This is a genomic window from Hydrogenophaga sp., assembly GCF_041633695.1.
Taxonomy (GTDB): Bacteria; Pseudomonadota; Gammaproteobacteria; order Burkholderiales; family Burkholderiaceae_C; genus Hydrogenophaga.
Map to the genome: position 1 here is coordinate 1 of NZ_JBFJMY010000023.1, position 20473 is coordinate 20473.

The following is a 20473-nucleotide window of genomic DNA, read 5'->3' on the forward strand; positions in this document are numbered from 1 at the left end:
CGGTGCGCTTTGTTTTTCCCAGCGCCCCGGTGCGGCCCGTCACCATCAATGGTGGCTACGCGATGCGCGCCTGGTACGACATCCATCCACCCAGCACCGACCCCCTGCAGCCGCGCCGCGAAGACGAAGCGGGTCTGCGCGCTTCGCAAGCCCTGGTGCAGGCCTTGCTGGAGCGCGAAGCCGAACGCGGTGTTGCCCCCGAACGCACCGTGCTCATGGGCTTCTCGCAAGGTTGTGCGATGACCCTTCTGGCCGGGCTGCGCGCGCCACAGCGGCTGGCCGGCCTGGTGGGTCTGTCGGGCTATCTGCCGCTGGCCGGCAACACCGCCACCGAGCGCAGCGAGGCCAACCAGGGCACACCGATCTTTCTGGCCCACGGCGACCACGACCCAGTGGTGGAGATCGGCCGTGGCACCGACACCCGCGAGGCCTTGCTGGCCCTGGGCTATGGCGTGGAATGGCACAGCTACCCGATGGCGCATTCGGTCTGCGCCGAAGAAGTGGCCGATCTGAATGCCTGGCTGGTGCGGGTGCTGAAACCGGCCTAAACTGCGCCCATCCTGTTTCGTAGGAGACCGCCATGACCTGGTACACCGTTTGCAAGGCCGAAGACCTGCCGCAAGGCAAGATGGCCGTCTACACGGCGGGTGAGGCCCGTGTGGTGGTCTACCACCTGGAAGACGGCTTTTTTGCCACCCAGTCCAACTGCACCCACACCTTCGCTCCGCTGGGTCGCGGCAAGATCGTGGACGGTTGCAAGGTGCAGTGCCCCTTGCACCGGGCGCGCTTCGACATCAAGACCGGTGAAGTGGTCGACTGGGCCAATTTCCCACCCGGCATCCAGCTGCTCAATGTGGTGCGCGGCGAAAAAGCGCTGAAAACCTTTCCCGTGGAGATCAAGCGCGGCGAGGTGAAAGTGCAGGTCAGCTGAGTAGGGTGGCCGACGCTCGGCAGCCATTCAAGAGCGGATCAGAACAGCAGACCCAGCGGCATGCGCATCAGCAGCACCTGGGACATCAAGAGCTGGAACGCTCCCACGATCACCACCGCTACCACGGCGTACGCCACGGCGACGCGCAGGCTGGGCCGATCGAAGGTGGCGACGGCCGTGAGGACCAGGAAGGCGAGCAGGCTGGTGACGAAGAAGCCGACCACCGGCAGACACAGCGCCCAGACCGCCATCACGGCCATGACGGCCATGCGTCGGGGTGCCGATGGTTTGACGGCACCGGGCCGATCCGGTGTGCGGGGTGCGGTGGGCCGACCCACCTGCATGGCCACGAGCATCACCGAGAGCAGAACCAATGCTGCTGACAACGTACCTGGAAACACCGACCCCATGGCCGACATGTCCCGTGTCTGGGTGTACGCGGCCACGCCGATGCCGATGAACAGCAGTCCAAACAGAATCGCGGGCAGCTCGCGGTACCGGAGCTGCGCGGCCTTCACCACCGTGTCGGTGGCTTCGGTGTGGGCCTTGTTGCGATCCCGGCCGAACAGGCTGGTGAGCAGCGGATAAAAGAGCGTGAGCAGGGCAAAGCCGATGATGGCCATGCTCAGCGGCCGTCCGAAGAACATCTGCAGCACGGCGTCCTGCGCGTTGCCGATCAGGTAGGACTGCACGAAGCCTTGTTCGGCAATCTGGCCCAATACCAGGCCGAGCACGATGGGCGACGGTGCGAACCCGTAGCGTTGCAGCACCCAGGCCAGCACACCCAGCAGCACCATCATCTGCATGTCGTGCGGGTTGCTGTGGATGGCAAAGCTGCCCAGTATGGTGAGAAAGGCCACCGTCGGCACCAGCAGGGATTTCGGAATGCGGACGATGGACTTGTAGGCGTAGCGGCCCAGGATCAGGCCGACCGGCAACATCAGAACGGTGGCGATGAGCAGGCCGAACATGAAGGTGTAGACGATCTCGCCTTGCTCGTTGAACAGCGAGGGGCCGATCTTGATGCCCTGCACCAGCAGCGCCCCCAGAATGATGGCGTCGGGTGGCGTGCCGGGAATGCCGAGCACCAAGGTGGGAATGAAGCCACCACCGACGGTGGCGTTGTTGGCCGATTCGGTGGCGATGACACCATCGGCCTCACCGCTGCCGAAGCGCTCTGGGTGTCGCGACGAGCGGCGCGCTTCGGAGTACGCGATCAGCCCTGCAATGGAACCCCCTGCGCCGGGCAAGGTGCCCACGGCGGTGCCGATGAGCGAGCTGCGCACCAGATTGAACTTGCTCTTGAGGCCGATGCGCAGCGCCTCTGCCAGGCGAAAGCCACGCGCGTCCTCCAGGATGGACAGGTGGGGGGCCTTGCTGGCCACCAGATCGATGACCACCGGAATGCAATACAGGCCGATCAGGGCCGAGGTGATATCGATGCCGCCGAGCAGCATTTGCGTGTCCATGGTGTAGCGCACGTCGCCGCCGACCACCGCCACGCCAATGGTGGACAGCAGCAGCCCGAGACAGGCGCCGACCAGGCCCTTGACGGTGTTGCCCACCGAGAGCGCCGAGATCAAGGTCAGCCCGAAGATCGCCATCCAGAAATATTCGGATGGTCCGAACGCCAAGGCCACGTTGGCCAGCGGTGGCGCCAGCAGGATGAGGGCGATGGCGCCGACCAGCCCGCCGAAGACCGAGGCCAGGGTGGCAAGGGTCACGGCCAGACCACCGTCGCCCCGCTTGGCCATGGGATAGCCGTCGAAGGTGGTGGCGATCGACGAGGGCGTGCCCGGTGTGTTGACCAGAATCGCGGCAAATGCGCCACCATAAATGGCACCGGTGTAGATGGCGCCCAGGGCGATCAACCCCGAGGCCGGCGCCATGCTGAACGTGAAGGGCACCAGAATGGCCACCGCCATGGTGGCCGACAACCCGGGCAAGGCCCCGATGACCGTGCCCAGGGTGACGCCGACCAAGGCCAGCATCAGGTTGAACGGTGTCAGTGCATCGATCAGGTAGCGGAGAATTTCCATGGCGGCGTTCCGGGGTCGTTCCTGGGGTTTATGGCTTCTTGATGCCCAGTGCTTCGGCCAGTGCGCCGTATTCTTTTTTCTTGTCGCTCATGAACTTGGGCATGTCCTTGTAGGTGACGTCCGTCAGAACGAAGCCGCCGTCTTCCATCTTTTTCTTGAAGCCGGGGTCGGCGTTGATGCCACTCACGATGTCGGACACCTTCTGGCGGATGTCTTCGGGTGTGGACTTGGGCACCGACAGGCCGCGGTAGGCGCCGCCCACCAGATCAAAACCCAGCTCGCGGAAGGTCGGCACGTCGGGGAAGGCCGGCATGCGGCTTTCCGATGCGACGGCCAACATCCGCATCTTGTCACCGTGGGCGATGCCCGACGGCGCGTAGTTGAAGCCCGAAACCGTCTGCTTGCCCAGAATGGCGGTGACGGCAGGACCAGTGCCGCTGAAGGGGATGTAGGTGGTCTTGATGTCGGCCAGTTCGTCGAAGCGCACCTGCGCCAGGTTGTTGGACGAATTGGAGCCGGAGCCGCTGAAGGTCACCATGCCGGGTGATTTTTTCGCGTAGTCGATCAGGTCCTTGAGCGTCTTGAACGCACTGTCCTTGTGCACGAAGATCGCGTCGGGCGTGTAGTGGAAGTAGTGCACCGGTGTGAGCTCGTCGGTCTTGTAGCCCACGTCCTTCTGCATCGGCTGCAACACCGTGTGCGGCAGGTTGATGCCCATGATGGTGTAGCCGTCGCCCGGCATGGTGTTCAGCTGAGACCAGGCCTGCGCGCCGCCGGCACCGGCCATGTACTGGATCACCGTCTCCACCCCGGCCACTTTCTTGAACACCGACTGTTGGTAGCGCGCCGAGATGTCGGACTCGCCACCGGCGTTGAACGGCAGGATGTAGTTGATCGGTTTGCTGGGATAGCTTTGGGCTTGCGCCGCAGCGGTGAAGGCCAGGCTGGCGGCCAAGCTGCCTGCCATCAAGGTGGTGGTCAGCAGTCGGGGAAGTTGCAGTTTGCGCATGTTTGTCTCCTGTCGGTTGAGTTATGTAGAAAGGGAAAGCTCGGCTGGCGAGCGGCGGAACACAGCGAAATCGAAAAGGGGGCAGGTGCGCTTCAAGCGCTCATGCGTTTGGCGCGGGAGGCGAGTTGCTCGCACACCGCCTGCGTGACCTGCGCCGTGGTGGCGTTGCCCCCCAGGTCGCGGGTGTGCAGGGCGGGATGGGCGGTGACGTATTCGACACCTCGCATGACACGCTGGGCGGCTTCGGGTTCCCCCAGGTGTTCCAGCAGCATCACGACCGACCAAAAGGTGCCGACCGGGTTGGCCAGACCCTGGCCCATGATGTCGAAGGCCGAGCCGTGGATGGGCTCGAACATGGACGGGTAGCGGTGTTCCGGGTCGATGTTGCCGGTGGGCGCGATGCCCAGGCTGCCCGCCAGCGCGGCGGCCAGATCGCTCAGGATGTCGGCATGCAAATTGGTGGCCACGATGGTGTCGAGCGACGCCGGGCGGTTGATCATGCGGGCCGTCGCCGCGTCCACCAGCTCCTTGTCCCAGCGCACATCCGGGAATTCCAGAGCGATCTCGCGTGCGATCTCGTCCCACATCACCATGGCGTGGCGCTGGGCGTTGCTCTTGGTGACCACGGTCAGCAGCTTGCGTGGCCGTGACGCGGCCAGTTTGAAGGCGAAGCGCATGATGCGCTCAACCCCGACGCGGGTCATCATCGAGACGTCGGTGGCGACTTCGATGGGGTGCCCCTGGTGCACGCGGCCACCCACGCCCGAATATTCGCCTTCGGAGTTTTCACGCACGATGACCCAGTTCAGGTCTTCGGTCTTGCAGCGCTTCAATGGACCATCGATGCCGGGCAGGATGCGCGTGGGGCGCACGTTGGCGTACTGATCGAAGCCCTGGCAGATTTTCAGGCGCAAGCCCCACAGGGTGATGTGGTCGGGAATGTCCGGATCGCCGGCCGAGCCGAACAGAATCGCGTCCTTGTCGCGCAAGGCCTCCAGGCCGTCGGCGGGCATCATCACGCCGTGCTGGCGAAAGTAGTCACCGCCCCAGTCGAAATTCTCGAAGTCGAATCGGAACCGGCTGCTGGAAGCGGCCAGCGCCTCCAGCACCGCCTGTCCGGCGGGCACAACTTCTTTGCCAATGCCGTCTCCGGGGATGGTGGCGATGGAATAGGTTTTCATGGTGGTCTCGGTGGAAGAAGGGGGATGCAGCCACTTTAGGAGTTGTGCGGCCCCTGGATGCGCGGCTATATTCAATCCACTGTTAACCTGAATTCAACAATCCCATCCACGGTATCCATCCATGCCATCCACACGCAGGCCATGAGCAGCACCATCCAACCGGCCGATCTGGGTTTCTTTTCCGCGCTGGCCAGCGCCGGCAGCCTGAGCGCTGCGGCACGGGAGCTGGGCATCACCACACCTGCCGTGAGCAAGCATCTGGCGCAGATGGAGTCGCGGGTCGGCGTGGCGCTGGTGAACCGCACGACACGGCGCATGAGCATGACGCCCGAAGGCGATCTGTACCTGGAACACGCCCGGCGCATTCTGAGCGAGATCGACGACATGGAGGCCTTGCTCGGTGTGTCCCGAGAAGTGCCCAAAGGCTTGTTGCGCGTCAATGCCACCCTGGGTTTTGGGCGCAGCCATGTGGCGCCGTTGATTTCCCGCTTCGCGCGCAAGCACCCGCAGGTGGCCGTGCAATTGCAGCTCTCGGTCAACCCGCCCGCGCTGACCGAGGATTCGTTCGATGTCTGCATCCGTTTTGGCGTGCCGCCCGATGCGCGGGTGATTGCCCGGCGCATCGCGCCGAACCGGCGCCTGCTGTGCGCCGCTCCGGCCTATCTGGCCAAACACGGCACGCCCAAGGTGCCGAACGATCTGGTCCGGCACAACTGCATCGGCATACGGCAGGGTGAAGAGGCTTACGGCGTGTGGCGCCTGACCAGTGGGCGGGGCAAGCACGTGAAGACCGAGGCCATCAAGACGCGTGGCAACCTGGCCACCAACGACGGCGAGATCGCGGTCAACTGGGCGCTGGAAGGCCACGGCGTTCTGATGCGCGCCGAGTGGGACATCGAGCGCTACCTGCGCAACGGTCGGCTGTTGCAGGTGCTGCCGCAGTACCACACGCCCGACGCCGACATCCACGCGGTCTACCCCCAGCACCACCACATGGCCGCGCGGGTGCGTGCCTTCGTCGATTTCATGGCCTTGTCGTTCACCCAGCAGGCGGCGACGAGCAAGGTCTGAAGACCGTTCAGGTGGACTGCGCCAGGGCCAGAGCCAGCTGGTTGTGCCGTTCCAGCAGCGGTCCCATGTCCACCGAGGTGATGCGGCCTTCGCGCACCAGCACCCGCCCGTTGACCACCGTGTAAGCCGCGTTGGGGCTGGCGCAGAGCAGCAAGCTGCCCACCGGATCGTGTACCGCACCACCGGCGAAGCCCAGCGTGCGCAGATCGAACATGGCGAGATCGGCGCACATGCCCGGCGCGAGGTGGCCAATGTCGCTGCGGCCCAGCACCTGCGCGCCACCGCGTGTGGCCAGGTGAAGCGCGTCGCGCGGGCCCATCTCGGCCGGCCCCAGGTCGCAGCCAAAAAAAGTTTTGCCACCGCGCACTTCGGGTGCCTGCACCGCGCGGCCCACGCGTGCCAGCAGCAAGGCCTGGCGCGCCTCGTTCACCATGTGTGCGGCGTCGTTGCTGGCGCAGCCGTCCACCCCCAGACCCACGGGCACGCCCGCGTCCAGCATGCGGCGCACCGGCGCAATGCCACTGGCCAGGCGCATATTGCTGCAAGGGCAATGGGCCACGCCGGTGCGGCTGGCGGCAAACAGGCCGATGCCTTCGTCGTCCAGCTTCACGCAGTGGGCGTGCCACACGTCTTCGCCCAGCCAGCCGAGTGCTTGTGCGTACTGCGTCGGTGTTTGCTTGAACTTTTCGCGGCTGTAGGCGATGTCGTGGTCGTTCTCGGCCAGGTGGGTGTGCAAGCGCACACCTTGGCCTTTGAAAGACCGGGCCAGCGCCGCGCTTTCGCGCATGAGCGCCGGGCTCACCGAAAATGGCGAGCAGGGCGCCAGCCCGATTTGCAGCAGGGCGCCGTGGTCGGCGCTGTGCCAGGTTTCGATCAGGCGCTGGCTGTCTTTCAGAATGGCGGCTTCGTTTTCGACCACGGCATCGGGCGGCAACCCGCCCGCGCTCTGGCCCACGCTCATGCTGCCGCGTGTGGCCAGAAACCGCATGCCCATCTGCTGCGCCGCTTCGATGCTGTCTTCCAGCCGCACACCGTTGGGAAAGAGGTAGAGGTGGTCGCTGCTGGTGGTGCAGCCGCTCAACAGCAGTTCGGCCATGGCGACCTGGGTCGACACCCGCACCATCTCGGGCGTGAGGCCGGCCCAGATCGGGTAGAGCCCACGCAGCCAGCCGAACAGCTCGGCGTTCTGCACGCCCGGAATGGCGCGGGTGAGGCTCTGGAACATGTGGTGGTGGGTGTTCACCAGGCCGGGGGTGACCAGATGGCCGCGCGCGTCCAGCACTTCGTCGGCGGCGGCGCGCAAGGCCGGTGGCAGTTCGGCGGCGGGGCCCATCCATTCGATCAGATGGCCACGCACAAACAGGCTCGCGTCGGTGAGTTCGGTGCCTTGGGCCGGGTCGGTCCGATCGCAGGTCGCGATGCAGGTGGCGTTGTCGATCAGCAAGGTGTTCATGGTGCTGGCGGCTCGGTGTTGGGCGGTGCCGTGGAATTGGCGACAATCGGGAGGACTGTTTGCATTTTCATCCAAGCCATCCCAGAGACCGAGACCTTTGCATGAACCCGACCGACAACCCGCGTGCCCTGTTGCGCCAACTTTTCGACGTGGCGGTGCAGCGCGCCCTGCCGCTGCACAACACCGCCGCCTTCCTGCCCGCTCCGCCCAAAGGCCGCACCCTGGTGCTTGGGGCGGGCAAGGCCGGTGGCGCCATGGCGCAGGCGGTGGAGGCGCTGTGGCCGGCCGATGCGCCGCTGTCGGGCCTGGTGGTCACGCGGTACGGACACATACCCGAGCGGCCCCAGGGTTTGCCCGCGCGCATCGAGGTGGTGGAAGCGGCCCATCCGGTGCCCGATGCGGCGGGCCTGGACGCGGCGCAGCGCATTCTGCAACTGACCCAAGGCCTCACCGCCGACGATCTGGTGCTCTGCCTCATCTCCGGCGGCGGTTCGTCGCTGCTCACGCTGCCGTGCGAAGGGCTTTCGCTGGAAGACAAGCAGCGGGTCAACCGCCAGTTGCTGGAAAGCGGCGCCAACATCCTGGAGATGAACACGGTGCGCAAGCACCTGTCGCGCATCAAGGGCGGGCGTTTGGCTGCGGCCTGTGCACCCGCACGCGTGGTCACACTCACCATCAGCGACGTGCCGGGCGATGAGGTCAGCGTGATCGCCAGCGGGCCCACGGTGCCCGATGCGTCCACCTGCGCCCAGGCGCTGGACATCTTGCGCCGCTACGGTATCGACGTGCCGCCCACGGTGCGCGAAGGCCTGGAAAGCGGCGCACTCGAAACCCCCAAACCCGGCGACGCCTGCTTTGACGGCCACGCCGTGCACCTGATCGCCACGCCGCAGCAAAGCCTGGAAGCCGCCGCCGCTGCGGTCAAAGCCATGGGTTTGAACGCCTACATCCTGAGCGATGAAATCGAAGGCGAGTCGCGCGAGGTGGGCAAGGTGCACGCGGCCTTGGCGCGCTCCACCGCACTGGGCCGCAGCAGCTTTCAGACGCCGTGTGTGATCCTGAGCGGTGGCGAAACCACGGTGACGGTGAAGCCGCGCACCGAGGGTCAGCCGCGCGGCAGAGGCGGGCGGGCCGGCGAGTTCTGCATGGGCCTGGCACAAGCCTTGGGCGCAGACCCCAGAATCTGGGCGCTGGCGGCGGACACCGACGGCATCGACGGCGTGGAAGACAACGCCGGTGCCCTGGTGGCGCCCGACACGCTGGCACGCGCGGGCGAGCACAAGCTCAAATTGGCCGACCACCTGGCGCGCAACGATGCTTACGGCTTTTTTGGACCCTTGGGCGATCTGGTGATGACCGGCCCCACGCACACCAACGTGAACGACTTTCGCGCCGTGCTGGTGCTTTGAGGCAGGCTGCGTCGCTCAGGCCTGGCGCAGGTAGGTCGCGAAGGCGAAACGCAGACCGCTGGCGGCGGTGTGCTCTTCTCGGGCGGTTTCCCGCCATTCGGCACCCAGAGCGGGTGCGTGGGCGTCGCCTTCAAAATCCTGTGCGATTTCGGTCACCACCACCTTGTGCGCCAGCGGCAAGGCCAGGGCGTAGATTTGTGCGCCGCCGATCACCCAGATGTCGGCGCCGGGCGCACACAGACCGATGGCCTGTTCCAGCGAGTCCGCGCGCTTAGCGCCTTCTGCGAGCCAGTCGGCGTTGCGGCTGACCACGATGTTGAGCCGGCCCGGCAGGGGGCGGAACTTGGGCGGCAGCGAATCCCAGGTCTTGCGGCCCATGATCACCGGACAACCGAGTGTGGTCCGCTTGAAATGGGCCAGGTCTTCGGGCAGGTGCCAGGGCATCTGGTTGTCGCGGCCGATCACGCCGTTGGCGGCCCGGGCGTAGATGAGGTTCAAAGGCATGCGCTTATTGTGCCGAATGCATGGATACGCCCGCCTCGGGCCGGGTTGACCGGCCGGGCAGCAGCACGCTGGCAATGGCCATCATCACGAACACCATGGCGAACCAGTCTTGCCAATGCGGGACTTCGCCCACGATGACGGTGGCACTGAGTATGCCCACGAGGGGAATCGCCATGATGCTCATGGCACTGGTGGCGGGCGGCAGCTGCCGCGCCATGCCGAACCAGATGACTTGTGCGATGCCGTAGTTGATCAGGCCGCCGTAGACCAGGCTGCCCCACATGACGCCGGAGAACAGGCCCGGCTGCGGCAAGGGCTCCAGTGCAAAGGCCAGGCTGGCCACCACCCCGCTGCCCAGCAGCAGCATCCAGGTCACCACCACCATGGGCGTGAGCTCAAAGTGGGCACGCCGGAACATCACGGTGCCCAGGGCCCAACTGGCAGCGGCACAGGCCATCCAGGCCACGCCGACGGGCCGCCCGCTCAGGCTTTGCAGTTCGTGCCACAGCAAAAGGCCAATCGCCGCGCCAGCGCAAACCACCGCCAGCAAAACCCGGCGCGTGATGCGTTCCCGGAAAAATGCCGCGCCAATGAGCACGGTGAAGATCGGCATGGTGAAACCGAGGATGGCCGCGCGCCCGGAGGCCAGTTCCTGCACGCCGAAGATCGACAAGGTGTGCCAGCCCAAGACATTGGGCAGGCCGAGCAGGGCGATGGTGAGCCACTCGCGGCCTTGTGGACGCACGCGGTCGCCACGTCGTGCCACGAAAACGAGCAGGAAGCAGGCACCCACGAACATGGTGCTGGCGCGGAAGAACAAGGGCGTGGTTTCCTGCAGCGAGAGCTTCATCATGGGCCAGTTCACGCCCCACATGAGCGTGAGCAGCAGCAACGCCCACAACTGGCGGCGGTTCAACATGGCTCAGATCCTGGGCAAGGGCTCAAACCGCCACCGGCGCCTTGATGGCGGGGTGGTGTTGGTAGTCCAGCATTTCAAAGTCGTCGAAGTTGTAGTTGAAGATCGAATCGGGACGGCGTTTGATGTTCAGCACCGGGTAGGGGTGCGGTGCGCGGCTGAGCTGCAGTGCCACCTGTTCGGCGTGGTTGCTGTAGATGTGGCAGTCGCCACCGGTCCAGATGAAGTCGCCCACATCCAGGTCGCACTGCTGCGCCACCATGTGGGTGAGCAGCGCGTAGCTGGCGATGTTGAAGGGCACGCCCAGAAAAATGTCGGCGCTGCGCTGGTAGAGCTGGCAGCTCAAGCGGCCGCGACCGCCGGGCTCGGTGGCTGGCGCCACGTAAAACTGGAAAAAGGCATGGCAGGGCATCAGCGCCATCTGGGACAGATCGGCCACGTTCCAGGCGCTCACGATGATGCGGCGCGAATCCGGGTTGGTTTTGAGCGTCTGCATCACCTCGCTGATCTGGTCGATGTGGCCACCGCCGGGCGTGGGCCAGCTGCGCCATTGCACGCCATACACCGGGCCCAGGCTGCCGTCTTCGCGGGCCCACTCGTCCCAGATGGTGCAGCCGCGCTCCTGCAGCCATTTCACATTGTTGTCGCCGCGCAGAAACCACAGCAGCTCCACGATGATGGCTTTCAGAAACACCTTCTTGGTGGTGACCAGGGGGAAACCTTCGGTCAGGTCGAAGCGCATCTGGTGGCCAAACACGCTGCGGGTGCCGGTGCCGGTGCGGTCGCCCTTGGCCACGCCCTGGGTGTGCACCAGGCGCATGAAATCTTCGTACTGGGAGCGGATGGGGCGGGGAGAGGTGTTCATCGTCGAAAGGAGTGGAAGCCGCTGGTTCAGGCGCTCATTGTGCACGCTGGACGGCTTGGGGTCTGGCGCGGTTGCGATAGACCGCGCGCGGCGCCGGGCTCGAAAGCCCTAGCGCCAGGAAAGAACGCACATCGGTGGACGCAGTCGCCTGCGTGCCTGGATGGCGTGGGAGGCCTGCACCATAATGGCTCCCACCCACGATTGCCCATGAAATCCAAGACCCTGTCCGACTCCATAGCCGAACCCGAGATGATTTTCGAGCTCGCGCCCGTGGGCTTGATGGTGACCCACCAGCGCATCATCGAACGCTGCAACCGGGCCATGTCGGACATGTTCGGTTACCCGGTGGACCAGTTGGTGGGGCGCACCACCGAAATGCTCTACCCCTCGCACGAAGAGTTCGAGCACATTGGCGAACGCTGGGTGGCGGGCATGCGGCAGAACGCGCATTACCGGGATCAGCGCATCATGCGGCACGCCAAAGGCCACATGTTCTGGTGTGCGGTGTCGGGGCGCTCGTTCACGCCCGATGCGCCTTTTGCCTCGGTGGTCTGGGTGTTTGACGACATCAGCGACACCCGGCCCGTGAACGCGCCGCTCACGGCGCGCGAACGCGAGATCGCGGCCCGGGTCATCACCGGTCTGACCAGCAAGCAGATCGCCAAGGATCTCAACGTCAGCCACCGCACGGTGGAGGCGCACCGCCTGCGCCTGATGCGCAAGCTCGACGTCAACAGCACGGGCGAACTGATCGCCCGCATCCTGGGGATGCCGCCTTCGCCCTGAGGGCTCAGGGGTGGGGTGTGGCGCCGATCAAGATGGCGGCGACGATGCAGGGCTCGGTGCCGCGCACGCTCCACGAATGCACGGTGCCGCGCTGCACCAGGATGTCGCCGGCCTTGAGCAGGGTTTCACCGGTGTCCAGAATGGCAAAAATCTCGCCCTTGAGCACGATGATGTAGTCGATGGTGCTGGTCTTGTGGCGCATCGGATCGTCCGAATGCGCGTCGGGCGCGTGGCCTGCGCCAATGGATTCAAAGGCCTTGGCCGCGTCCGCGCCTTGCCACATGGTGTCGGGCGGAAACTCCACGATGCGCAGGATGCTGCCCACCTGCGGTGGCTCCAGCTTGACCGGGCGCTCGGCGGCGTCGGCGTTGCCGGTGTTGTCTGCGGGCGCCGTGGTGGTTTCCCACAAGTCGGTCAGCGCCACGCCGGGCATGGAGGCCATTTCCTTGATGTTGGGCGCCAGCCCGTCCATGATGAAGGTCGAGCGACCTTGTGCGTCGTGCCCGGTGACGACGCGGCGAATTTTCCAGACCATGTGTTGCTCCTGTTGGGATGGGTTTGCGTGTTTTCAGTGGTTGCGGTGGTCGCAATGGGGGCCGCAACCGATGACGTTGCCGTGGAGCTTGCGTTGCCGCTCTTCGTAGTGCGCCATCAGTCCAAACAGCTTGATGGTGTCGGGCGGCGAGGTGTCACCGCTGAACTCCTGGTAGAGGTTGTTGACGGTGACGTAAATGCGCTCGGCATCGGTCCAGGAGTTGAATTCCTTGAGCGAGATGTCGTCCACCGCCTGTTCCAGCGTCATGCCCTGGTCGTAGCGCTTGCGCGCCTCGGCCTTCACATATTCCAGGTAGTGCTTGAGCGCGCGCACACCCGACTTGTCGGTGATCGGGCCGTGGCCGGGCACGACGACCTCCACGTCCCAGCCCAGCATCAGATCGCAGGCGCGGATCCAGTTGTCGACCGGGCCCGCCCAGACAATGGGGTGGCCGCCATTGAACAGGATGTCGCCGGTGTAGACGATCTTGTCTTCGGGAATGTAGGCCAGTACGTCGCCCTTGGTGTGGGCCGGGCCCACCTCGACCAGTTTCACCGTTTTGTTGCCGACTTTCAGATCGATCGCACCGGTGAAGGTTTTGGTCGGTGGTGTGTAGACGATGCCGCGGAAGTCGAACACGCGACCCATGGACTTCATCAGGAATTCGCCGCCGTCGCCCAGGTCTTTGTAGTTGCGAAAGCGGTCGATCAGCGCTTCGGGCGGGTGCGCGAGCATCTCATCGGCGCAGGCTTGGGAGACGATGATCTCCGAGTCGGCCACCAGCTGGTTGCCGAAGTAGTGGTCGCCATTGGCGTGGGTGTTCACCACCTGCCCAATGTCCAGCGCCTCGGGCACGGCGTTGCGCATGGCGTGCAACATCTCGCGTGTGAGCTTGAGGTCGAACAAGGTGTCCACCAGCAGGGACTCGCCGCTGTCGGTGACCAGGCCGGCATTGCTCCAGCCCCAGGTTCCATCGGGCAGCAACCAAGCGTAGTTGCCGTTGCCGATGTCGTGCAGTCCTTTGGTGTATTGCCATTTCATACGAGGTCTCCGGTGGGTGAAAAGGGTGAAAGAAACGGATGGGGTTCAGGCCGCGCTCGAGCGCGGTTCATGCGGTGCGCCAGCGCAGCAAATGCCGCTCGGCGCGTTCCATCAGCACATTGCTGAGGTAGCCCACAGCCCCGAGCACGATGATCCCGGCGTACAGATCGGCGCTGCGGAACGAGCGCGCCGCCAAGGTGATGTTCTGGCCCAGGCCCACGGTACCGGCCAGCATTTCGGCCACCACGGCGAGGATCAATGACACCGTGAGCGCCAGCCGCAGACCGGCAAAAATATCGGGCATGGCATTGGGCAGGGCGATCTTCCAGATCAGCTCCAGGCGCGACAAGTGCAGGATACGCGCCACCTCCACCAGACGGGGCTCTATGGTCTTGAAGCCGTGCACCGTGTTGAGCAACACCGGCCAGAGCGAAGAGAAGGCGATGGCGGTCACGATCATGCGGTCGTTCAGGCCGACCAGCAGCACGAACACCGGCACCATGGCCGAGGCGGGCAGCGGGCGTATCAGCTCCAGCGAGGGTTCGATGTAGGCGCGCAGCCGGGGCGACAAGCCAATGGCCGCGCCCAGGGCCACACCGGCCAGCGAGGCGACCACAAAGCCCAGTGCCATGCGCGTGAGCGTGGCGCGAAACGCGATCCAGAAGTCGGCGCTGCCCATCTGGTCCCACAGCGATTCGAAACTGCGCGTGGGCGCCGGAAAGAACACGGGCGAGATCAGCTGCATCTGCGCGGCCACTTGCCACAGCCCGACCAGGCCGGCGAGCACCCCCAGGCTGGCGAACCACATGAACAACTTGTTGTTGAGGAACTTCATGTGCTTTGCTCCGCCCAGTTGCCCATGCGACCGAACCAGTGTTGTTGTGCCCGCAGCAGCGTGGTGTTGAAGGCCCAGCCGATCAGGCCGATCCAGCCGATGAAGGCGAACACCCGGTCGGGCCGCATGCTTTCCTGCGCCACGATGAGTGCGTAGCCCAGGCCGATGGGGTTGGCGGTGATTTCCACCGTCACCGCCACCACCAGCGAGACCGCAGCGGCCAGCCGCAGGCCGACGAAGATGCGCGGCAGCGCAGCGGGCAGGATGATTTTGGTGACGCGCTCCCACAGACTCAGATTGAGCACGCGCGCCACTTCCAGCAGCCGGGGCTCGATGCCGCGCACCGCGCTTTCGGTGATGATGAGCAGCGGCCAGAAGCAGGAGAAAGCGACGATGCTGCTCTCCATCTTGAAGCCGTAGCCGTGGATCAGCAGCGCCAAGGGGATCAGCGCCACCGACGGAATGGGCCGCAGCGATTCGGTGGACACCCGCATCAGCTGCGCGAGCACGCGCGAAAGGCCCAGCGCCACGCCCACCAGAATGCCGGCCACCGCGCCCACGGCCAGGCCGCCGAGTGCGCCGCCAAAGGTCTCCAGCGCGGCCTTGAAGAGGCTGCCGTCGAGCACCACGCCCAGCGCTGCGCGGAAGATCGCGACCGGCGACGACAGGCTTTCGGACTGGAGCTGCCCGGTGCGGGCGCTGAACTCCCAGAACAGCAGCACCGCCACGGGAAGCAGCGCACCCTTGAACACGCGCAACAAGATGGGGTTCATGTCAGTGGCCCGGTGGCAGGAGGTCGAACAGGCGGTGGCGGTAGGCCAGGAAACGCGCGTCTTCGCGGGTGGTGAGCTGGTTGCGCGGCCGCTCCAGGTCGATCTCCAGGGTTTCGGACAGGCGCCCCGGGTGCTTGTCCATGGAGATCACACGGTCGCCCAGGTAGATCGCCTCTTCCAGGTCGTGGGTGATGAACACCACCGTCACCCCGGCGTCGGCACACAGGCGCGCCACTTCGTCTTGCAGGCTTTGCCGGGTCATGGCATCGAGCGCGCCGAAGGGCTCGTCCATCAACAACACCTGCGGCGCCTGCGCCAGACAGCGCGCAATCTGCAAGCGCTGCTGCATGCCGCCGGAGAGCTGCACCGGGTAGGCGTTGGCGCGCTCCGCCAGCCCAACCCGGCTCAGCATGTCGTGCACGATGTCGGCGCGTTCCGCCTTTGGCACCTTGCGCGCTTCCAGCGCCAGTTCCACATTGCCCGCCACGGTGCGCCAGGGCAACAGGGCGCGCCCGTAGTCCTGGAACACCACCGCGAGCTCTCGGTCGGGGCCGCTGACTACGCGGCCCCGGTACTCGACCTTGCCTTGCGTGGGGCTGAGCAGTCCGCCCATCAGCCGCAGCAGCGTGGTCTTGCCACAGCCCGATGCGCCGACGATGCAGACAAACTCTTTTTCACGCACCGTGAGCGAAATACCGCTCAGGATGTTGAGCGTGCCCACGGTGAAATCCAGTCCGGTGATGGACAGAACAGGGCTGGCGGTCGAAGTAGGCATGCGGGGTCTTTCAGGACAAGGGCAGCGACAGGATCACTTGTAGATCAGCTTGGCCGGATCGATGGGCTTCTTGAGCATGTCCTGCTCGAGCATGATCTTGTTCCAGTTCTCCACCACGTCGGCGGTGATGACGGGGCGAAAGCGCGGGTCGGGGAACTTGGCCTGCACGTCGGCGGGGAAGGGGATGTAGACCAGGTTGGCCTTGCGCACGATGGCCGGATCTTTCAGCGCCATGGCAGAGGCTTCCTCGATCGCGGCCTTGAACGCGGCAACCTGCTTGGGGTTCTCGTCTGCCCACTTGCGGTTGGCAACGTGCCAGCCGGATTGCACCGAACCTTCCAGCGCGGCGATGTAGAAGGCGACCACGCGACCGGCGTTGGTTTCCTGGGCCCGGGCCAGGAACGGCTGCACCGCGAGAATGCCGTCGACCTGGCCGGAGCGCAGCACGTCCACCGATTGCGCGAAGGCGTTTTCGGTGAAGGTCACCTTCTTGTAGTCGCCCCCGTTTTCGGCCATCCATTTGCGGAACAGCACGTGCAGAAAGGCGTTCAGGCCGGGCGTGGAGACCCGCTTGCCCTCGAAGTCTTTGGCCGTCTTGATGGGGCTGTCGGGACGGACCATGATGGCCACGTCTTCCATGCCCTTGGTGTAATAGCCACCACCGGCGAGCACCACCAGATCCAGGCCTTGTTCCACCGCCTGCATGGTGTTGGGGGCGGTGGGCGTGGCGATCTGCAGGCTGCCGGCCATCAGGGCCGCCGGTGTGGTGGCCGAATTGGGCACCAGCTTCATCTCCACGTCCAGGCCGTGTTTCTTGAACAGGCCCTCGTTGGCCGCCACGTAGGCGTTGGCGAACGCGGTCGATGCCGAGTAGCCGAAGACGATTTTCTGGGCCCATACGGGGCTGGCGGCAGCACCCAGCAGGGTGGCGGTAGCCAGGGTGCGCGTGAGGGCGCGAAGAACCAGTGTCAGTGAATGCATGGTTTGTCTCCGAAAGAGGATGGATGGAGGAAAGGCTGGTTTTCTCAGTCTTGGAAAATCACACGGTTCTTCAGCAGGCCGAGCTTTTGCACCTCCAGCTCGACCACATCGCCGTGTTTCAGGAACCGGCCCAGTTCCAGTCCGCATCCGCTGCCGACCGTCCCCGAACCGAAGAACTCGCCTGCGTGCAGGGTCTCGTCGCGCGAGGCGTGGACCAGCACGTCTTCAAACCGGTGGTGCATCTCGCCGCTGTTGCCGCGCGACCACTCTTCGCCATTGACCCGCGCCACCATGGTCAGGTCGTAGGGGTTGCCGACTTCGTCGGCGGTGACCAGCCAGGGCCCGAGCACGTTGCCGGTGTCGAAGTCCTTGCCCTTGGTGGGGCCCAGCGTGCCGCCCATCTCGCGCATTTGCTGATCGCGTGCGCTCACGTCGTTGAAGATCAGGTAGCCAAAGATGTGTTGGGCCGCGTCTTGTTTGCGGATGTTCTTGCCGCCTTTGCCCAGGATGGCGGCGAACTCCAGTTCGTAGTCCAGCATCTGGCAATAGCTGGGCTTGACGATGTCGGTGCCGGTGCCCACGACCGAAAAGCGGTTGCACTTGTAGTAGATCGGCTCTTCGTACCAGATCGGTGGAATTTCCACCTTGGCCGGGTCGCGCTCGGCAGCGAGGGCTCCGAACAGGTGCATATGGGCGCGGGCCTGGCGGAAGTGTTTTTCAAAGCACAGAAAGTCGCGCATCTGGCGTGGCTCGGGCAGCGGCGCGGTCAGGCGCACGGCGGCCAGATCGTGTGTCACGCCGGGTTTGTCCAGCCATTCACGGGCCTGGTCCAGGGCGGCCGCGCCGCCGTCGATCAAGGCCAGCATGTTGCGCATGGCAGGCGCTGCCGACGAGGCGGTGAAGTCCACCAGCGTCTGTTCTCCGGGGAGCATGGCGCCGATGTGGCGTTCGCCCGTGGGCAAATCGAAAGTGACCAGTTTCATGGTTGTTGTCTCCTGGGGTTGGGGCTTGGTTCGAGATCGCGCAACGCGGTCTTGAGTACCTTGCCGTAATGGTTCTTGGGCAATTCGTCCAGCACCAGGTACTGGCGCGGGCGCTTGAAGCGGGCGATGTGGGTCAGGCACAGCGCGTCGAGTTCTGCAGGGTCCAGCGTGTGGCCGGGCTTGGGCACCACGTAGGCCAGCACCTCTTCGCCCCACTCGCTGTGCGGGCGGCCCACCACCGCCACTTCGCGCACGCCGGGGTGTTGCAGCAACACTTCTTCCACCTCGCGCGGGTAGATGTTGGAGCCGCCGCTGATGATCAAATCCTTGGAGCGGTCTTTCAGGCTCAGAAAGCCGTCGCCATCGAGCGCGCCAATGTCTCCGGTGTGCAGCCAGCCGCCGCGCAGGGTTTGGGCAGTGTCTTCGGGGCGGCCCCAGTAGCCCGCCATGACGGCGTCGCCGCGCACCAGAATCTCGCCGCTTTCTCCGTTGGGCAGGGGCACACCGTCGCCGTCGGCGATGCGGATTTCCACGCCACTCTGAGCCACGCCGACCGACGACAGGCGCTGCACGTGGCGCGGGTGGTGTTGATCGGTCAGGTGGGTGCGCGACAGCGCGCTGATCGCCATGGGGCATTCGCCCTGACCATAGATTTGCACGAAGCGCGGTCCCATCACCGCCACCGCCTGCTGGATGTCGGCGGTGTACATGGGGCCACCGCCGTAGACGATGGTCTTGATGCCGTCGCCGTCTTCACCGCGTGCCGTGGCTTGTTCCACCAGCCGCTTGACCATGGTGGGCGCGGCGAACATCGACACGTGGCGCAGCCCGCGGGCCAGCGCCAAAATCTCGTCCGGCTCAAAACCACCGGATACGGGAATCACATGGCGCGCACCGGCCAGCACATGGGGAATGTTGTACAGCCCCGCGCCGTGCGACATGGGTGCGGCGTACAGGCTGGCATCGCCCGGCGCCACGGTGTCCACGTCGGCGAAGTAGCACAAGGCCATGGTCAGCAGGTTGCGGTGCGTCTGCATCACGCCCTTGGGGCGCCCGGTGGTGCCCGAGGTGTAGAACAGCCAGGCGAGGTCGCCCGGTTCGCGCGGCACCGGTGGCACTGTGGCCCCGGTCAGCAGCGCGGCGTATGCGCCGCTGTCTGCGTCCACCAGCTGGACGGTGTCTGCGCCATCGCACGGCAAGTCCTGGCCGAGTTCGCTGCTGCTGAACAGCAGGCGGCTGCCGCTGTCGGCCAGTATGTAAGCCACCTCGCGAGGGTGCAGCTTGTGGTTGATCGGCACCACCACCAGACCGGCGCACCAGGCGCCGTACAGAATTTCCAGGTACTGCGCGCAGTTGTGCAGCAGCAGGGCGACGCGATCACCAGGTACCAGCCCCATGCCGCACAAGGCGCCGCCCAGAGCGCCCGCGCGGCGCGCAAATTCGCTGTAGTCGTAGAGCACGCGTTCGCCCAACAGCACCGCGTCCCGGTCGGGAAACACTTGGGCGCTGCGCACGAGCAATTGGGCGATGTTCATGGTCGAGGCGCTGGTCAGTGGCTGCGTTCGAGCACGCTCACGTAATTGGCAACCGCCGAGCCACCCATGTTGAACACGCCGGCCAGGGTGGCGTTGGGCACTTGCAGTTCACCGGCTTGCCCGCACAGTTGCATGGCGCTCAGCACGTGCATGGACACGCCAGTGGCACCCACCGGGTGGCCTTTGGCCTTGAGTCCACCCGAGGGGTTCACCGGCAAGCGGCCGCCCATTGCCACCGTGCCCTCGCTCAGGCAACGGTGGCCTTCCCCAGGCTCGGCCAGGCCCATGGCCTCATAGGCCATCAGCTCGGCGATGGTGAAACAGTCGTGCACCTCCGCGAAGCTCAGATCGTCCACGCCGACACCGGCTGCGGTGTACGCGGCCTGCCAGGCTCGGCGCGGGCCTTCAAAGGCCAGGGTGTCGCGTTGCGACATGGGCAGCAGGTCGTTGACCTGGCAGGCGGCGCGAAAGCCCACGGCGTGCGGAAACTGGGCCACCATGTCGCCGCGCACCAGCACCAGGGCGGCGGCACCGTCGGCCACCGTGCTGCAGTCGGTCTTGCGCAGCGGGGCCGCGATCAGCGGGTTGCGTTCGGACACCTTGCTGCAGAAATCGAAATCGAGCGCGCGGCGCATATGGGCCAGGGGGTTGCGTGCGCCGTTGGCGTGGTTCTTGACCGCGATGCGGGCCAGCGTGTCCGCGTGGTCGCCATGGCGATCAAAGTACTGCTGTGCGATGCGCGCAAAAATGCGTGGAAAGTTCAGACCCAAGGCGCCTTCTTCGCGCCAGTAGCTGGCGCCAGCCAGGGCTTGTGTCACCTGTGCGTTGTCCACGGCGGTCATTTTTTCGGC

At 65.3% G+C, this 20473-nt stretch carries 21 protein-coding genes; 5 read left to right on the plus strand and 16 right to left on the minus strand.

Annotated elements, in window-relative coordinates; genetic code table 11:
* Together ABYB95_RS02695 and ABYB95_RS02700 are read left to right on the plus strand one after the other, a co-directional pair.
* A partial coding sequence (locus ABYB95_RS02695) for an alpha/beta hydrolase (RefSeq protein ID WP_372656889.1) occupies nt 1–548 on the plus strand: 548 nt, incomplete at its 5' end.
* Nucleotides 549–580: 32 nt separating this feature from the next.
* Entirely contained in the window at nt 581–931 is a 351-nt protein-coding gene (locus ABYB95_RS02700; RefSeq protein ID WP_372656890.1) for a Rieske (2Fe-2S) protein, read from the plus strand.
* Between the two features lie 38 nt (nt 932–969).
* On the opposite strand, the gene ABYB95_RS02705 is transcribed toward ABYB95_RS02700, so the two are convergent.
* From ABYB95_RS02705 to ABYB95_RS02715, 3 genes are all read right to left on the minus strand, one after another.
* The gene (locus ABYB95_RS02705; RefSeq protein WP_372656891.1) at nt 970–2970 is read right to left on the minus strand and encodes a tripartite tricarboxylate transporter permease; all 2001 of its coding nucleotides are present in this window, start codon (nt 2968–2970) and stop codon (nt 970–972) included.
* Nucleotides 2971–2998: 28 nt separating this feature from the next.
* A complete protein-coding gene (locus ABYB95_RS02710; protein WP_372656892.1) occupies nt 2999–3979 on the minus strand; it encodes a tripartite tricarboxylate transporter substrate binding protein in 981 nt (326 codons plus the stop codon).
* A 92-nt stretch (nt 3980–4071) separates the two neighbouring features.
* A complete protein-coding gene (locus ABYB95_RS02715; protein ID WP_372656893.1) occupies nt 4072–5160 on the minus strand; it encodes a tartrate dehydrogenase in 1089 nt (362 codons plus the stop codon).
* 141 nt (nt 5161–5301) lie between these two features.
* Here ABYB95_RS02715 and ABYB95_RS02720 point away from each other — a divergent pair, with 141 nt between their 5' ends.
* Nucleotides 5302–6231, plus strand: a complete 930-nt coding sequence (locus ABYB95_RS02720; RefSeq protein WP_372656894.1) for a LysR substrate-binding domain-containing protein — start codon at nt 5302–5304, stop codon at nt 6229–6231.
* A 7-nt stretch (nt 6232–6238) separates the two neighbouring features.
* Here ABYB95_RS02720 and ABYB95_RS02725 read toward each other — a convergent pair whose 3' ends face one another.
* On the minus strand, nt 6239–7684 hold the full coding sequence (locus ABYB95_RS02725; RefSeq protein WP_372656895.1) for an 8-oxoguanine deaminase: 1446 nt from the start codon (nt 7682–7684) through the stop codon (nt 6239–6241).
* Nucleotides 7685–7785: 101 nt separating this feature from the next.
* Here ABYB95_RS02725 and ABYB95_RS02730 point away from each other — a divergent pair, with 101 nt between their 5' ends.
* On the plus strand, nt 7786–9093 hold the full coding sequence (locus ABYB95_RS02730; protein WP_372656896.1) for a glycerate kinase: 1308 nt from the start codon (nt 7786–7788) through the stop codon (nt 9091–9093).
* 15 nt (nt 9094–9108) lie between these two features.
* Here ABYB95_RS02730 and ABYB95_RS02735 read toward each other — a convergent pair whose 3' ends face one another.
* Genes ABYB95_RS02735 through ABYB95_RS02745 form a run of 3 tightly spaced genes read right to left on the minus strand, consistent with a single transcriptional unit; the run spans nt 9109 to nt 11378 of the window.
* Complete coding sequence (locus tag ABYB95_RS02735) at nt 9109–9597, minus strand: dihydrofolate reductase (protein WP_372656897.1); 489 nt, start codon at nt 9595–9597, stop codon at nt 9109–9111.
* Nucleotides 9598–9601: 4 nt separating this feature from the next.
* Nucleotides 9602–10516: a DMT family transporter gene (locus ABYB95_RS02740; RefSeq protein WP_372656898.1), complete on the minus strand. Its 915-nt coding sequence runs from the start codon at nt 10514–10516 to the stop codon at nt 9602–9604.
* Between the two features lie 22 nt (nt 10517–10538).
* The gene (locus ABYB95_RS02745; RefSeq protein WP_372656899.1) at nt 10539–11378 is read right to left on the minus strand and encodes a thymidylate synthase; all 840 of its coding nucleotides are present in this window, start codon (nt 11376–11378) and stop codon (nt 10539–10541) included.
* 207 nt (nt 11379–11585) lie between these two features.
* Between ABYB95_RS02745 and ABYB95_RS02750 the strand changes: the two genes are divergently transcribed.
* Nucleotides 11586–12164, plus strand: coding sequence for a LuxR C-terminal-related transcriptional regulator (locus ABYB95_RS02750; protein WP_372656900.1), 579 nt, complete (start codon nt 11586–11588; stop codon nt 12162–12164).
* Between the two features lie 4 nt (nt 12165–12168).
* Here the strand turns inward: ABYB95_RS02750 and ABYB95_RS02755 are convergent, their stop codons facing one another.
* The 9 genes from ABYB95_RS02755 to ABYB95_RS02795 all read right to left on the minus strand — a co-directional run.
* Nucleotides 12169–12699: a cupin domain-containing protein gene (locus ABYB95_RS02755; protein ID WP_372656901.1), complete on the minus strand. Its 531-nt coding sequence runs from the start codon at nt 12697–12699 to the stop codon at nt 12169–12171.
* Between the two features lie 33 nt (nt 12700–12732).
* Nucleotides 12733–13740, minus strand: coding sequence for an MBL fold metallo-hydrolase (locus ABYB95_RS02760; RefSeq protein ID WP_372656902.1), 1008 nt, complete (start codon nt 13738–13740; stop codon nt 12733–12735).
* Between the two features lie 67 nt (nt 13741–13807).
* Entirely contained in the window at nt 13808–14575 is a 768-nt protein-coding gene (locus tag ABYB95_RS02765; RefSeq protein ID WP_372656903.1) for an ABC transporter permease, read from the minus strand.
* Nucleotides 14572–15348, minus strand: a complete 777-nt coding sequence (locus ABYB95_RS02770; RefSeq protein WP_372656904.1) for an ABC transporter permease — start codon at nt 15346–15348, stop codon at nt 14572–14574. The genes ABYB95_RS02765 and ABYB95_RS02770 overlap by 4 nt, the downstream gene beginning before the upstream one ends.
* A gap of 1 nt (nt 15349) precedes the next feature.
* Nucleotides 15350–16123, minus strand: a complete 774-nt coding sequence (locus tag ABYB95_RS02775) for an ABC transporter ATP-binding protein (protein ID WP_372656905.1) — start codon at nt 16121–16123, stop codon at nt 15350–15352.
* Between the two features lie 33 nt (nt 16124–16156).
* Nucleotides 16157–17104, minus strand: coding sequence for an ABC transporter substrate-binding protein (locus ABYB95_RS02780; protein WP_372656906.1), 948 nt, complete (start codon nt 17102–17104; stop codon nt 16157–16159).
* A 44-nt stretch (nt 17105–17148) separates the two neighbouring features.
* Entirely contained in the window at nt 17149–18087 is a 939-nt protein-coding gene (locus ABYB95_RS02785) for a fumarylacetoacetate hydrolase family protein (protein ID WP_372656907.1), read from the minus strand.
* Nucleotides 18084–19622 carry an AMP-binding protein gene (locus tag ABYB95_RS02790; RefSeq protein ID WP_372656908.1) on the minus strand — a complete coding sequence of 513 codons (1539 nt, stop codon included), beginning with the start codon at nt 19620–19622 and terminating at the stop codon, nt 18084–18086. Before ABYB95_RS02790 ends, ABYB95_RS02785 begins: the two co-directional genes overlap by 4 nt.
* Before the next feature lie 14 nt (nt 19623–19636).
* Nucleotides 19637–20473, minus strand: an 837-nt coding sequence (locus ABYB95_RS02795) for a thiolase domain-containing protein (protein ID WP_372656909.1), incomplete at its 5' end; no start/stop codon positions are given.

Coding starts and splice junctions, on each gene's coding strand:
- ABYB95_RS02700 (WP_372656890.1), top strand. CDS start 581: ATGACCTGGTACACCGTTTGCAAGGCCGAAGACCTGCCGCAAGGCAAG.
- ABYB95_RS02705 (WP_372656891.1), bottom strand. CDS start 2,970: ATGGAAATTCTCCGCTACCTGATCGATGCACTGACACCGTTCAACCTG.
- ABYB95_RS02710 (WP_372656892.1), bottom strand. CDS start 3,979: ATGCGCAAACTGCAACTTCCCCGACTGCTGACCACCACCTTGATGGCA.
- ABYB95_RS02715 (WP_372656893.1), bottom strand. CDS start 5,160: ATGAAAACCTATTCCATCGCCACCATCCCCGGAGACGGCATTGGCAAA.
- ABYB95_RS02720 (WP_372656894.1), top strand. CDS start 5,302: ATGAGCAGCACCATCCAACCGGCCGATCTGGGTTTCTTTTCCGCGCTG.
- ABYB95_RS02725 (WP_372656895.1), bottom strand. CDS start 7,684: ATGAACACCTTGCTGATCGACAACGCCACCTGCATCGCGACCTGCGAT.
- ABYB95_RS02730 (WP_372656896.1), top strand. CDS start 7,786: ATGAACCCGACCGACAACCCGCGTGCCCTGTTGCGCCAACTTTTCGAC.
- ABYB95_RS02735 (WP_372656897.1), bottom strand. CDS start 9,597: ATGCCTTTGAACCTCATCTACGCCCGGGCCGCCAACGGCGTGATCGGC.
- ABYB95_RS02740 (WP_372656898.1), bottom strand. CDS start 10,516: ATGTTGAACCGCCGCCAGTTGTGGGCGTTGCTGCTGCTCACGCTCATG.
- ABYB95_RS02745 (WP_372656899.1), bottom strand. CDS start 11,378: ATGAACACCTCTCCCCGCCCCATCCGCTCCCAGTACGAAGATTTCATG.
- ABYB95_RS02750 (WP_372656900.1), top strand. CDS start 11,586: ATGAAATCCAAGACCCTGTCCGACTCCATAGCCGAACCCGAGATGATT.
- ABYB95_RS02755 (WP_372656901.1), bottom strand. CDS start 12,699: ATGGTCTGGAAAATTCGCCGCGTCGTCACCGGGCACGACGCACAAGGT.
- ABYB95_RS02760 (WP_372656902.1), bottom strand. CDS start 13,740: ATGAAATGGCAATACACCAAAGGACTGCACGACATCGGCAACGGCAAC.
- ABYB95_RS02765 (WP_372656903.1), bottom strand. CDS start 14,575: ATGAAGTTCCTCAACAACAAGTTGTTCATGTGGTTCGCCAGCCTGGGG.
- ABYB95_RS02770 (WP_372656904.1), bottom strand. CDS start 15,348: ATGAACCCCATCTTGTTGCGCGTGTTCAAGGGTGCGCTGCTTCCCGTG.
- ABYB95_RS02775 (WP_372656905.1), bottom strand. CDS start 16,123: ATGCCTACTTCGACCGCCAGCCCTGTTCTGTCCATCACCGGACTGGAT.
- ABYB95_RS02780 (WP_372656906.1), bottom strand. CDS start 17,104: ATGCATTCACTGACACTGGTTCTTCGCGCCCTCACGCGCACCCTGGCT.
- ABYB95_RS02785 (WP_372656907.1), bottom strand. CDS start 18,087: ATGAAACTGGTCACTTTCGATTTGCCCACGGGCGAACGCCACATCGGC.
- ABYB95_RS02790 (WP_372656908.1), bottom strand. CDS start 19,622: ATGAACATCGCCCAATTGCTCGTGCGCAGCGCCCAAGTGTTTCCCGAC.